The sequence below is a fragment of the Streptomyces sp. WG7 genome, from assembly GCF_049975785.1.
Taxonomy (GTDB): domain Bacteria; phylum Actinomycetota; class Actinomycetes; order Streptomycetales; family Streptomycetaceae; genus Streptomyces.
The window spans coordinates 35,350-48,102 of sequence record NZ_JBNGGE010000053.1; the positions used below are offsets into that span (position 1 = coordinate 35,350).

The window sequence follows — 12,753 nt, forward strand, 5'->3', positions numbered from 1 at the left end:
GACGCGTCTGCCGACAGCGCGCGTCCGGGCCCACCCCTCGGGCCGTCCACGGCCGGGGACACGGTGGGGACGGATTCGGACAACCACGGAGCGCCAACCCCCTGCCCGAGCCTTGTCCCACCGGGGCTCCAGTGGCCGACGGGAACATGGAGGGCCGTCCCTGCCTTGAACCGGTAGGACGTCAATACGGCGGACCGGCGCGCCTCGCGATGGCGAGAACCGTGAGCTCGGGGCCACCGCACCGTGACGTCGACGTGACGGCCGTGTGAAACGGTTTGCCGAACATGCGTAGGGTGCAGAGAACCCATCAGAGGTCTCGTCCGAGAACTCATCGGGAGTACGGCGACCGGACCGGGGCGCCGCGGCGGTACGACGGGTGAAGGAGGGAGCCGGAGCGATGGGCGACCACAAAGATCAGCACCTCCGGGTGGGCGCGGCCGTACGGCGGCGGCGCCGGGCCCTGGAGCTCACCCTCGCCGTCGTGGCCGAGCGCAGCGGCCTGTCCGTGCCCTTCCTGAGCCAGATCGAGAACGACCGGGCGCGGCCCAGCCAGAGCTCCCTGGAGAAGGTGGCCGACGCCCTGCGCACCACCGCCGTGGAGCTGCTCGCCGCCGCCGACCCCGCGTGCAGTGTGGATGTGGTCCGGGCCGAGGAACCCGATCCGGAGCTGGCGCCCAAGGTGCGCTCCCTGGTGCGCGGACACCACCAGATGCACGCCAGCGAGTTCACCGGCGACCACGACGCGGGCCGCGAACTGCAGTGCCGCAACGACCAGTTGATGTTCGTGACCGAGGGCGCCGTGGAGATCGAGGCCGAGGGCCGCGCCTACCGGCTGGGCCGCGGCGACACGCTGTACCTCACCGGCGGGGTGCGGCACCGCTGGCGGGCCACGGTGCCCGACACCCGGCTGATCGTGGTGGCCGTCGCCGAGCACATCGAGGCGGTACGGGACGGGTCGCGCCGGTGAGGGCCCGGGCGGGACTCCGGTGAGGACCCGGGCGGGAGTCCGATGAGGGTCGTCTCCCTCGTGCCGTCGCTGACCGAGGCCGTGGCCCGTACGGTCCCGGGAGCCCTGGCCGGCGCCACCGACTGGTGCACGCACCCGGCCGGCCTCGACGTCGTACGCGTCGGCGGCACGAAGAACCCGCGGACCGGGCGGATCCTCTCCCTCGGCCCCGACCTGGTGATCGCCAACGAGGAGGAGAACCGCGCCCCCGACCTGGACGCCCTGCGCGCGGCGGGCGTCGAGGTGCTCGTGACCGAGGTCCGCACCGTGCCGCAGGCCCTCACCGAGCTGGACCGGGTACTGGCCGCCTGCGGAGCGCCGTCCCGGCCCCGGTGGCTGGACGAGGCGGAGGCGGCCTGGTCGGCCCTGCCGCCGCCCCCGGAGCCGCGTGCCACGGCCGTCGTCCCGATCTGGCGCAGGCCCTGGATGGTGCTCGGCCGCGACACCTTCGCGGGCGACGTACTGGCCCGCCTCGGCGTCGACCACCTGTACGCCACCCACGCCGAGCGCTACCCGAAGATCCCGGTCGAGGAACTGCGGGCGGCCCGCCCGGACGTCGTGGTCCTGCCGGACGAGCCGTACCGCTTCACCGCCGACGACGGTCCGGAGGCCTTCCCCGGCCTGCCCTGCGCGCTCGTCGACGGGCGGTACCTCACGTGGTACGGGCCGTCGCTGGCCGAGGCGCCCCGGGCGCTGGGCGCGGCCCTGCGAGCAGCGCGCCGCTGACCAGGCCGCGCGCGGTGTGCACGGCGGCGACGGCCCAGGCGGCGACGAGGACGGCGTACAGGACGACGGTGAGCCCGTCGTAGACGGCGAGCCCCGTGCGCCGGGCCAGCGCCTCGGCGCCGGTGACGCAGGTGCCCACCGGGAAGGTGAACGACCACCACGTCATCGAGAAGCCCATGCCCTCCCGCCGCGCCCGTACGACGTGCGCGGTGGCGAGACACAGCCACATCAGCGCGAAGCCCATGACGGGCACGCCGTACAGGACGGCGAGGACCGCGAAACCCTCGGCGTACGGGCCTGGCACGACCCCGGGGGCCACGTCCGCGAACTTCCCCACGGCGGTCGTCGACTGCCCCAGCGGGCCCAGCACCAGGAACAGCGACGGGGTGAGCGCGAGCGGCAGCGGGCCGCCGGTGAGCAGCCGGCCGAAGATCACCGGCAGCGTCACCAGGGTCGCGAGCAGGCTCATCCCGAACATCGCGACACAGGCGAGCAGCAGCGTTTCCCGGGGCTGTCCCGGCGGAAGGTGCGGGACCAGCAGCGGCCCGACGGCCGCCGACACCATCGGCGCGACGAGCGGCAGCAGCCACACCGGACCGGCCTGCCCCGGCTCGATCCGGTGCCGCACGGTCATCAGGTACGGCACGGCGACCGCCGCCGCGAGCCCGATGACCGTACCGGCGGTGAACAGCACGGTGTCCAGGGCGACCGCGGCCCAGGCGCCGATCCAGTCCCGCCCGACGGTCACGGCGCCGCCGCCGACGGCCAGCAGGGCCATCGACAGACAGCCGTAGAACGGGGCCGCCGCCGGGTCGAGGAGATGGGCGCGGGCCTGGTCGCGGTGGTGCAGCCAGTGCAGGGACCGGGCCACCAGCAGGACCGCCAGCAGGACGACGGACAGTGCCCAGACCGCGGTGCAGACGGCGCGCGGCCCGGACCCGAGCCAGGGGAGCGCGGCGCCCGCGGTACCGACGACGGCGGTCCCCATGACGCAGGCGTACCAGTTGGGCCCGAGATGACGGACGGCCGGGACGCGTCGGGCCGGGACGGCGGGAGGGGACAGGGGCTGGGCTGCGGTGACCATGCGTCCAGGGTCTCGGCGGCCGAAGCCCCTGACCAGGGATCATGTCTCTATGACGGCATAAGCTGGGGTTATGAGCAGGAGCGCAGGCGGTACGGGCAGGGCGGGCGGCACGGAGGGCGGACAGGACGTACCGGGGCGGCACACGGCGGGCTCGCTGGCGCACCGGGTGCCCGATCTCGGGGCGATGGAGCTGCTGCTGGCCGTGGCACGGCTGGGCAGCCTCGGCGGGGCGGCCCGCGAACTGGGGATCACCCAGCCGGCCGCCAGCAGCCGCATCCGCTCGATGGAACGACAGCTGGGGGTGGCCCTGGTGGACCGTTCCCCGCGCGGTTCCCGGCTCACCGACGCCGGGGCGCTGGTCACGGACTGGGCGCGCCGGATCGTGGAGGCGGCCGAGGCGTTCGACGCGGGCGCGCAGGCGCTGCGGGACCGGCGGGACTCGAGGCTGCGGGTGGCGGCGAGCATGACGATCGCCGAGTACCTGCTGCCGGGCTGGCTGGTCGCGCTGCGCACCCAGTTGCCGGACACGGCGGTGTCGCTGCTCGCCGGGAACTCGGCGGCGGTCGCGGACCGCCTGCTGTCCGGCGAGGCCGACCTGGGCTTCGTGGAGGGGGTGAGCGTCCCGGCGGGCCTCGACTCCGCCGTCATAGCCCATGACCGGCTGATCGTCGTGACCGCGCCGGGCCACCCGTGGGCGCGCCGCCGGCGCCCGCTCGCGGCGGCGGAGCTGGCGGCGACCCCGCTGATCCTGCGGGAGAAGGGCTCGGGCACCCGGCAGGTCCTGGACGCGGCCCTCGGCGGCCTGGCCCGCCCGCTGATCGAGCTGTCGTCGACCACGGCGGTGAAGGCGGCGGCCGTGGGCGGCGCCGGCCCCTCCGTCCTCAGCGAACTCGCCGTCGGCGAGGAGCTCACCACCCGGCGCCTGGTGAGCGTGCCCGTGGCGGACGTCGCGCTGGCCCGCGACCTACGGGCCGTATGGCCCACGGGACACCGCCCGACGGGCCCGGCCCGGCGGCTGCTGTCCCTGACGCGGGCGTAGGCCTGCCGGGGCGGGTCCGGGGCCGACACTGCTCAAGGGGACCTCGGCGAGCATGCCGGGTGCGGGTGCGGGTGCGGGTGCGGGTGCGGGTGCGGGTGGGGGCGGTGGGGGCGTGGTCCCGCGGGCGCGGGTGTGGATGCCCGCGGCGGGGGTGGGGACGGTTCGGGTCGCGGGTGCGGGTGACCGGGGCGGGGAGTGGGGGGTGGTTCGGGCCGGACCGGTCGCGTGCGTTGCGGCGTGAGGTCCGCGGGCCCGCGGGTGTGGTCCCGCGTGCGCCCGCTGCCGCGGTCACCGGCCCTGTGTGCCGCCGGCGGATCACTGCCCGGTGCCCTCTCGGCCCTCTCGGCCCTCTCGGCCCTCTCGGCCCTCTCGGCCCTCTCGGCCCTCTCGGCCCTCTCGGCCCTCTCGGCCACCCCGTGCCGGCCGGCATCGGCCCGACGAATCACCCTGGCCCGCCGTGTGCCATCGCCGGAGCGGGGCGGCACAGTTCCGACCGTGCCGCGTGAACCAGCGCCCGCATCACCCGTACGTCCTCGCCCATCTCCGGGTGCCACTGCACGCCGAGGACCCAGCCAGGGGCGGAGGGCAGTTCCAGGGCCTCCACGGTGCCGTCCGCCGCGTGCGCCGACGCCACGAGTCCCGTGCCGAGCCGGTCCACCGCCTGGTGGTGGTACGTCGGCACGAACATCTCCTCGGGCACGACACCGGCGTACAGGGTCCCCGGCACCGGCTTGACCGGGTGGCCGCCGAACACGCCCACCACCTCGGCGTGGCCCTCGATGTGCTGGACGAGGGTGCCGCCCAGGGCGACGTTGAGCAACTGCATGCCCCGGCAGACGCCCAGCAGCGGCACGCGCGCGCCCAGGGCCGCCTCGATGAGCGCCAGCTCCCACGCGTCCCGGGCCCGGGCGGGCGGGCCGGTGCGCGGGCCGGGTTCCGCGCCGTAGCGGACCGGCTCCACGTCCGGGCCGCCCGCGATCACCAGCCCGTCGAGGCGGGCGACGGTGGCGGCGGCGTGCTCCGGCGCGTCCGGCGGAAGCATCGCGGCGAGTCCGCCCGCCCGCTGCACGAGCCGCGGATACCCGGCCGGCAGCAGCGCCGCCTCCAGCTCCCACACACCCCAGCGCGCCCCGGGCTCCAGGTAGGTGCTGACGCCGATCAGCGGTCTGTCCGCCATCCGACCTCCTCGGTAATGGATCCTCTTCGTACCTTTGCCGCGCGACACCGCCGGGGGCAGGGTCGCGCCCGGAACCTCACGCCAGGAACCCGCGCAGCAGCGCCGCCGTCCCCGCGCAGTGCTCCCGCGCGATCTGCCGCGCTCCGTCCGCGTCCCCGTCGAGCACGGCCGCCACGAGCGCGGTGTGCTGCCGCTGGGAGTGCTCCAGGTTGCGCACCAGCAGCGGGATGCAGTCCAGCAGGTCGTTGAGGGTGGCCCGGACGGCCGCGTACTGCGTCGCGAGGGACGGTGAGCCGCAGAGCTCCGCGAGGGTGAGGTGCAGCATCGTGTCCAGCCGCCGGTACTCGGCCAGCGGCGCGTCCCGAGTACCGGCCAGCGCCTCGCGCAACCGCGCCGCCCGCGCGTCCGACAGCCCGTGCGCCGCGCACAGCCCGGCCGCGCCCACCTCCAGCACCTCCCGGAAGCGCAGCACGTCCTCGATGTCGACCCCGGCGACCCGGCGCCGCAGCTCGTCCTGGCCGCCCGCGTCCGCGCGGGGCAGCACGAACGTTCCGCCGTACCGGCCGCGCCGGGCCTCCACGAGCCCCTGGTCCTGGAGCACCCGCAGCACCTCCCGCAGCGTGACCCGGCTGATCCCCAGCCGCTCCGCCAGCTCCCGCTCGGCCGGCAGCCGCTCGCCCTCGGACACCAGCCCCAGCCTGACGATCTGCAGGATCTGCTCCAGCGCCTCCTCGAATCCGTTGCCGGCCCGCACCGTCCGCAGCACCGGTACGAGCCGGTCCGTCACGCCCCCGCGGGTTTCCTCCGGCATGCGGCCGCGCCCCCTTCCCAAGCAATGGTTCCCGGTCATACCTTATGGCTCCCGGCCAGAAGGAGGCTCTCCCCGTGCCAGACCGCACACCCCCGCTCGGGGTCGAGGAACTGCACGCCCTCGTCGCCGCCGGTGACCTCGACACCGTCGTCCTGGCCTTTCCCGACATGCAGGGACGCCTCCAGGGCAAGCGGTTCGCCGCGCGCTTCTTCCTCGACGAGGTCCTGACGCACGGCACCGAGGGCTGCAACTACCTCCTCGCCGTCGACGCCGACATGAACACCGTCGGCGGATACGCGATGTCCTCCTGGGACCGCGGCTACGGCGACTTCGCCCTGCACCCCGACCTGGCCACCCTGCGCCGCCTGCCGTGGCACGAGGGCACCGCGCTGGTCGTCGCCGACCTCGCCTGGGAGGACGGCTCCCCGGTGCTCGCCGCCCCCCGGCAGATCCTGCGCCGCCAGCTGGAGCGCCTCGCCGGACACGGCTGGACCGCGCAGGTCGGCACCGAGCTGGAGTTCATCGTCTTCCGGGACACCTACGAACAGGCCTGGGACGCCAACTACCGCGGCCTGACCCCGGCCAACCAGTACAACATCGACTACTCGGTGCTCGGCACCGGCCGCGTCGAGCCCCTGCTGCGCCGCATCCGCAACGAGATGGCCGGCGCCGGACTCACCGTCGAGTCCGCCAAGGGCGAGTGCAACCCCGGCCAGCACGAGATCGCCTTCCGCTACGACGAGGCCCTGGTCACCTGCGACCAGCACGCGGTCTACAAGACCGGCGCCAAGGAGATCGCCGCCCAGGAGGGCATGTCCCTCACCTTCATGGCCAAGTACAACGAGCGCGAGGGCAACTCCTGCCACATCCACCTCTCCCTCGCGGACGCCGACGGCAACAGCGTCATGGCCGGCGGCCACCAGGACGGCATGTCCGAGGTCATGCGGCACTTCCTCGCCGGACAGCTGGTGGCGCTGCGCGAGTTCTCCCTCCTCTACGCCCCGCACATCAACTCGTACAAGCGCTTCCAGCCCGACTCCTTCGCACCGACCGCCGTCGCCTGGGGCCACGACAACCGCACCTGCGCCCTGCGCGTCGTCGGCCACGGCCGCTCGCTCCGCTTCGAGAACCGGCTCCCCGGCGGCGACGTCAACCCGTACCTCGCGGTGGCGGGCATGGTCGCGGCCGGCCTGCACGGCGTCGAGCAGCGTCTGGAACTGCCGGAACCCTGCGCCGGCAACGCCTACACCGCCGGTTTCGCACACGTCCCCACCACGCTGCGCGAGGCCGCCGAGCTCTGGGAGAACAGCACCCTCGCCAAGTCCGCCTTCGGGGACGAGGTCGTCGCCCACTACCGCAACATGGCGCGCGTCGAACTGGACGCCTACGCCGCCGCCGTCACGGACTGGGAGCTGCGCCGCTCCTTCGAACGCATGTGAGGCATCAGATGTCCGAGTCATCGGAACCGCCCGGCGGACTGCGGGTCCTGAACCCCGCCACCGAAGAGCTCGTCGCCACCGTCCCCGCCGCCTCCGCGGCCGACGTGGACGCCGCCGTCGTACGGGCCGCGCGGGCGCAGACCGCCTGGGCCGCGCTCGCCCCCGGCGACCGCGCCCGGCTGCTGCGCCGCTTCGCCACCGCCGTCGACGGGCACCTGGAGGAACTGGCCCGGCTGGAGGTCACGGAGGCCGGGCACACCATCGGCAACGCCCGCTGGGAGGCCGGCAACGTCCGCGACCTGCTCGACTACGCCGCCGGGGGCGTGGAGCGGCTCACCGGCCGGCAGATCCCGGTCGCCGGCGGCCTGGACGTGACGTTCCTCGAACCGCTCGGCGTCGTCGGCGTCATCGCGCCCTGGAACTTCCCGATGCCGATCGCCGCCTGGGGCACCGCGCCGGCGCTGGCGGCGGGCAACGCGGTCCTCCTCAAGCCCGCCGAGACGACCCCGCTGACCGCACTGCGCCTGGCCGGACTCGCCCTGGAGGCAGGTCTTCCCGAGGGGCTGTTCCAGGTGCTGCCGGGGCACGGGCCGGTCGCGGGCGACGCGCTCGTCCGGCACCCCGGCGTCGCGAAGGTCGTCTTCACCGGGTCGACGGCCGTGGGCCGGCGGGTGGCCGCCAAGGGCGCCGCCCTCCTCAAGCCCGTCACCCTCGAACTCGGCGGCAAGAGCCCCAACATCGTCTTCGCCGACGCGGACGTGGAGGCCGCCGCGGCCGCCACACCGATGTCCTTCCTCGACAACTCCGGGCAGGACTGCTGCGCCCGCACCCGCATCCTCGTCCAGCGCACGGTGTACGACCGCTTCCTCGCCCTCCTCGCCCCCGCGGTCGAGTCCGTCCGCGTCGGCGACCCGGCCGACGAGCGCACCGACATGGGCCCGCTGATCTCCCGGGCCCAGCTGGACCGGGTCCGCTCCTACGTCCCCGACGGCGCCGACGGCATCCGCGGCAAGGCCCCCGAGGGCGGACCCGGCTTCTGGTTCCCGCCCACGGTCCTCACCGGTGTCGACGCGCACGCGCGCGTGGCCGTCGAGGAGGTCTTCGGGCCCGTCGCCGTCGTCCTGCCCTTCGAGGACGAGGCCGACGCGATCCGCCTGGCCAACGCCACCGACTACGGCCTGTCCGGTTCGGTGTGGACCCGGGACGTCGGCCGCGCCCTGCGCGTGTCGAACGCGGTCCGGGCCGGGAACCTGTCCGTCAACTCCCACTCCAGCGTCCGCTACTGGACGCCGTTCGGCGGGTTCGAGCAGTCCGGCCTCGGCCGCGAACTCGGCCCCGACGCGCTGACCGCCTTCACCGAGACCAAGAACGTCTTCATCAGCAACGTCTCGTCGAGCACGGAGGCCTAGCCACTCATGACCGAGGACATCATCTGCCGCCGTCTGGCCGGCCGTACCGCCGTCGTCACCGGAGCGGGCAGCGGCATCGGTCTCGCAGCGTCCCGCCGGCTCGCCTCCGAGGGCGCGCACGTCGTCTGCGGCGACGTGGACGAGACCCGGGGCGAGGCGGTGGCGGAGGAGACCGGCGGCACCTTCGTCAAGGTCGACGTCACCGACCCCGAGCAGGTCGAGGCGCTGTTCAGGGCGGCGTACGACACCTACGGCAGTGTCGATGTCGCCTTCAACAACGCCGGTATCTCGCCGCCCGACGACGACTCGATCCTGGAGACCGGTCTGGAGGCGTGGAAGCGCGTCCAGGAGGTCAACCTCACCTCCGTCTACCTGTGCTGCAAGGCCGCCATCCCCTACATGCGGCGCCAGGGCCGGGGGTCCATCATCAACACCGCGTCCTTCGTGGCCAGGATGGGCGCGGCCACCTCGCAGATCTCGTACACCGCGTCGAAGGGCGGCGTCCTCGCCATGTCGCGTGAACTGGGCGTGCAGTTCGCGCGGGAGGGCATCCGCGTCAACGCCCTCTGCCCCGGCCCCGTCAACACCCCGCTTCTCCGGGAGCTGTTCGCCAAGGACCCGGAGCGGGCCGCACGCCGCCTCGTCCACATTCCGGTCGGACGGTTCGCCGAGGCCGAGGAGATCGCCGCCGCCGTCGCGTTCCTGGCCAGCGACGACTCCTCCTTCGTGAACGCCACCGACTTCCTGGTGGACGGCGGCATCTCCGGGGCGTACGTCACACCGCTGTAGCCGGCCGCGAGCGGCGTCCTACAGTGCCGCAATGAGCCTGACTCCGCCGCCCGGCTGGTACCGCGATCCGTCGGCCCCGTACCAGGAACGCTGGTGGGACGGCACGGCCTGGACGGAGCACCGGCGTCCACCCGGGACCGCCGGGTACGGGGCACCCGCGCCCCCACACCAGCAGCCCGTACGACAACCGAATCCCGTACAGCAGCCGGCGCGTCAGGCGCAGCCGACACCGCATCAGCAACCGACACCACATCAGCAGCCGTTGCGGCAGCAGCCGTCGTACGGGACGCAGCCCGGCCGGCCGTCGACCGTGCCGCTGTTCACGGGCGACGGCCCGGCACAGCGGCGGCCGGGCGGTGGCACCGGGCGGGGGAAGGCCGTCGCCCTCGTCGCCACCGCGGCCGTGCTGGTCGCGGCCGTCGTCACCGGCGTTCTCGTCCTCGGCGAGGACGACGGCGGCGGCACCGGGGCACAGGGCCCGCCGGCCACGGCGGCTTCCACCGGCCCGCCGCCGGCGAGCACGTCGCGGGCGCCCTCCGCACCCTCCGCCGACGCCCCGGCCGTGGTCGAGGACCCGCTCAACGGCATCACCTTCCCGCTGCCGGACGGCTGGGTCCGGCCCAAGCACGTCACCCAGGACGACGTCATGATGACCACCGACGGCACCTACGACTGCCCCGCCGACGGCGGCGTGTGCCGGCACGGTCTCGTCATCTCCCGCACGGTCACGGCGAACGCCGAGTCCTCCCCGAAGGCCATCGCCCAGCAGGACGTCGAGGACGCGGCCGACGACGCCTACGACCGCGACCTGATCGGCAACAAGCCCTTCGGCGGCATCGAGTCCCACGAGGAGGTGGCGTCCGGGCCGGTCGCGGTCGCCGGACGCGCCGGCTACTACGTGCGCTGGCGGGTGACGACGGCCGAGGGGCCCGGCGGTTACGTGCAGTCGCTGGTGTTCCCCTCCACCGTCGGCACCGAGTCCCCGATCCTCGTCCGCTACGTCTTCGACGCCGGCGAGGACGGGCCGCCGCTCGACGACATGGACAGGATCACCAAGGGCATCCGGCCCGTCGGCGACGCCGCCACCGACGGCGGTGTGGGCAGCGGCATCGGCCCGTCGGACTGACCGGGCCGGGCTACAGGAACGTGTGCCCCTCGCCCCGGTACGTCGGCGCCGTCGCCGTCACCGCGTCCCCCTCCACCAGGTGCAGCGCGTCGAACCGCTCGCACAGCTCACCCGCCTTGGCGTGCCGGAACCACACCTTGTCGCCGATGAGGAGGTCGTCGGCGGGCGACCCGAGCAGCGGCGTCTGCACCTCGCCCGCACCCTCCTGGGAGTCGTAGCGCAGCCCCTCGGGGAGGTACGGCACCGGCAGCCGGTCGGCGCCGGGCGCTCCGGAGGCCGGGTAGCCGCCGCCGAGGACGGTCACGACCCCGACCCCCGGCCGCCGTACGACGGGCTGTGCGAACAGCGCCGCCGGACGGCCGCGGAACGAGGTGTAGTTGTCGAAGAGCCGCGGCGTGTACAGCCCGGACCCGGCGGCGATCTCCGTGACCGCGTCCTCGGCCGCGGTGTGCTGCACGCTGCCCGTGCCGCCGCCGTTGACGAACTCCAGGCCGGGCACCACGGCCCGTACCGCCCGCACCACCGCGGCACGCCGCTCGGCGAGTTCCCGGCGGGCGGCGGCCTGCATCAGCCGCACCGCCCGCGACCGCAGCGGCCGGCCGGCCACCGCGTCCCCGACCCCGGCGACATGGCCCTCGTACGCCATGATGCCGACGACCTCGAACCCCGGCCGGCGGACCACCGCGCGGGCCAGGTCGGCGACCTGGGCGGGGGAGTGCAGCGGGGAGCGCCGGGCCCCGACCCGCACCCGCCCTCCGAGCAGCCTCAGCGACGTGTCCAACTCCAGGCAGACCCGGACGACTTCCCGGCCGCCGTCGCGCGCCGCGTCGATGAGGTCCAGCTGCGCCGGGTCGTCGATCATCACGGTGACCGCGGAGGCGAGCTCGGGATCGGCGGCCAGCTCCGCGTACCGGGCGCGGTCCGCCGACGGGTAGGCGAGGAGGACGTCCCCGAATCCGGAGCGCGCCAGCCACAGGGACTCGGCCAGCGTGAACGACATGACGCCCGCGAAACCGTCCCTCGCCAGGGCCCGTTCGAGCAGGGCCCGGCAGCGTACGGACTTGCTGGCGACCCGGATCGGCTTCCCGCCGGCCCGGCGGACCAGGTCGTCCGCGTTGGCGTCGAAGGCCTCCAGGTCCACGATCGCCACGGGGGCGTCCACGTGGGCGGTGGCCCGGTCGTAACGGGCCCGGTCGGCGGCGCGCGCAGTCATGAACGCAGCCTGCCAGACGGGATTACCGCAGGGTAGGGGGACGTTCCGGGCCAATGCCACGGGCACGCGGACTGGTTCCCCGCCGGGCGGGGGCACGCCGTAGAGTGACGCGCACGCACGGCGGAACGGCCTGGGCGGCGGGACCTCGGGTCCGCCCCGGGATGGCGGTCGGCCCGTGCGGGTATGCGTGCCCGGGACGGATCGTTCCGCGCCGGGCCGGGGCAGGAGACCACATCACCGGCCCGCGTCGGAGAACGGCCCGGGCCCGAGGAAACGGGGGGTGCATGAGCACGGACGCACGCCGCGCCTCCCTTCCCCCGCACCCCTCGACCGCGCCTCGCTCCGACACCGTCCCGGACGCCGCCCCGCCGCCCCGTCCGGACGCGCCCCCTCGTCGCGCCCCCGACGTGCCGCCCGGCGCCGGCACGCGCCCCGGTACGCCGGCCCGTCCGGACATGCCGCCCCGACCCGCCGCACCGCCCCACCCGGCCGCCCCGCCCCGTCCCGCACAGGCACCGGCGGCACCCGGCACCGGCATGACCGAAGCGGACCGACGCTCTCCGGTCACGTCGGCTCCCACCGCCGGACGGATCCCGACGGCCCCGCAGCCGAACACCCGCGGCACCTCCGCCGAGGAGAACCAAGCCGTTCCGGGCAGCCGTCCGGCGACGGGCGACGGACCGGCGCACGGACAGGGCGTGCGGCGGCTCGCGGACGCGCCGGACGACCGGGCACCAACGGAGGGCGGCGGCTCCGGGGACGCCCGGCCGCCCCACGCGCCTTCCCGGCTCGCCGGCTCCGGGGACGCCCGGCCGCCCCACCCGCCTTCCCGGCTCGCCGGCTCCCGCGGCACCGACCCGGCGCCCCCGCCACCGCGCGCCTCCGCACGCTTCCCCGACGCCCCGCCGGCCGTCGGCCACACCGCCCCGGGCGG

11 protein-coding genes and 1 pseudogene are annotated in these 12,753 nt (G+C 75.0%); 8 read left to right on the plus strand and 4 right to left on the minus strand.

Annotation, left to right across the window (positions count from 1 at the left end):
- Window positions 1–397 precede the first annotated feature (397 nt).
- Together ACP4J0_RS33295 and ACP4J0_RS33300 are read left to right on the plus strand one after the other, a co-directional pair.
- The gene (locus ACP4J0_RS33295; RefSeq protein WP_426602432.1) at window positions 398–967 is read left to right on the plus strand and encodes a helix-turn-helix domain-containing protein; all 570 of its coding nucleotides are present in this window, start codon (window positions 398–400) and stop codon (window positions 965–967) included.
- 42 nt (window positions 968–1,009) lie between these two features.
- Complete coding sequence (locus ACP4J0_RS33300; protein WP_426602433.1) at window positions 1,010–1,732, plus strand: helical backbone metal receptor; 723 nt, start codon at window positions 1,010–1,012, stop codon at window positions 1,730–1,732.
- Here ACP4J0_RS33300 and ACP4J0_RS33305 read toward each other — a convergent pair.
- Complete coding sequence (locus ACP4J0_RS33305) at window positions 1,659–2,816, minus strand: TDT family transporter (protein ID WP_426602434.1); 1,158 nt, start codon at window positions 2,814–2,816, stop codon at window positions 1,659–1,661. The genes ACP4J0_RS33300 and ACP4J0_RS33305 overlap by 74 nt on opposite strands.
- Before the next feature lie 184 nt (window positions 2,817–3,000).
- Here ACP4J0_RS33305 and ACP4J0_RS33310 point away from each other — a divergent pair, with 184 nt between their 5' ends.
- Entirely contained in the window at window positions 3,001–3,855 is an 855-nt protein-coding gene (locus tag ACP4J0_RS33310) for a LysR substrate-binding domain-containing protein (RefSeq protein WP_426602443.1), read from the plus strand.
- A gap of 442 nt (window positions 3,856–4,297) precedes the next feature.
- On the opposite strand, the gene ACP4J0_RS33315 is transcribed toward ACP4J0_RS33310, so the two are convergent.
- Both ACP4J0_RS33315 and ACP4J0_RS33320 read right to left on the minus strand, forming a co-directional pair.
- Window positions 4,298–5,032, minus strand: coding sequence for a gamma-glutamyl-gamma-aminobutyrate hydrolase family protein (locus ACP4J0_RS33315; protein WP_426602435.1), 735 nt, complete (start codon window positions 5,030–5,032; stop codon window positions 4,298–4,300).
- 76 nt (window positions 5,033–5,108) lie between these two features.
- Window positions 5,109–5,843: a FadR/GntR family transcriptional regulator gene (locus ACP4J0_RS33320; protein ID WP_426602436.1), complete on the minus strand. Its 735-nt coding sequence runs from the start codon at window positions 5,841–5,843 to the stop codon at window positions 5,109–5,111.
- Between the two features lie 74 nt (window positions 5,844–5,917).
- Here ACP4J0_RS33320 and ACP4J0_RS33325 point away from each other — a divergent pair, with 74 nt between their 5' ends.
- Genes ACP4J0_RS33325 through ACP4J0_RS33340 form a run of 4 tightly spaced genes read left to right on the plus strand, consistent with a single transcriptional unit; the run spans window position 5,918 to window position 10,606 of the window.
- Window positions 5,918–7,282 (plus strand): glutamine synthetase family protein, encoded by a 1,365-nt coding sequence (locus ACP4J0_RS33325; protein ID WP_426602437.1) that lies wholly within the window; start codon window positions 5,918–5,920, stop codon window positions 7,280–7,282.
- An 8-nt stretch (window positions 7,283–7,290) separates the two neighbouring features.
- Window positions 7,291–8,691, plus strand: a complete 1,401-nt coding sequence (locus ACP4J0_RS33330) for an aldehyde dehydrogenase family protein (protein WP_426602438.1) — start codon at window positions 7,291–7,293, stop codon at window positions 8,689–8,691.
- A gap of 6 nt (window positions 8,692–8,697) precedes the next feature.
- On the plus strand, window positions 8,698–9,480 hold the full coding sequence (locus ACP4J0_RS33335; protein ID WP_426602439.1) for a 3-oxoacyl-ACP reductase: 783 nt from the start codon (window positions 8,698–8,700) through the stop codon (window positions 9,478–9,480).
- A 37-nt stretch (window positions 9,481–9,517) separates the two neighbouring features.
- Window positions 9,518–10,606, plus strand: coding sequence for a DUF2510 domain-containing protein (locus tag ACP4J0_RS33340; protein ID WP_426602444.1), 1,089 nt, complete (start codon window positions 9,518–9,520; stop codon window positions 10,604–10,606).
- A 10-nt stretch (window positions 10,607–10,616) separates the two neighbouring features.
- On the opposite strand, the gene ACP4J0_RS33345 is transcribed toward ACP4J0_RS33340, so the two are convergent.
- Window positions 10,617–11,819 carry an amino acid deaminase/aldolase gene (locus tag ACP4J0_RS33345; RefSeq protein ID WP_426602440.1) on the minus strand — a complete coding sequence of 401 codons (1,203 nt, stop codon included), beginning with the start codon at window positions 11,817–11,819 and terminating at the stop codon, window positions 10,617–10,619.
- 284 nt (window positions 11,820–12,103) lie between these two features.
- Here ACP4J0_RS33345 and ACP4J0_RS33350 point away from each other — a divergent pair.
- Window positions 12,104–12,753, plus strand: a pseudogene (locus ACP4J0_RS33350) (hypothetical protein); the annotation flags it as partial.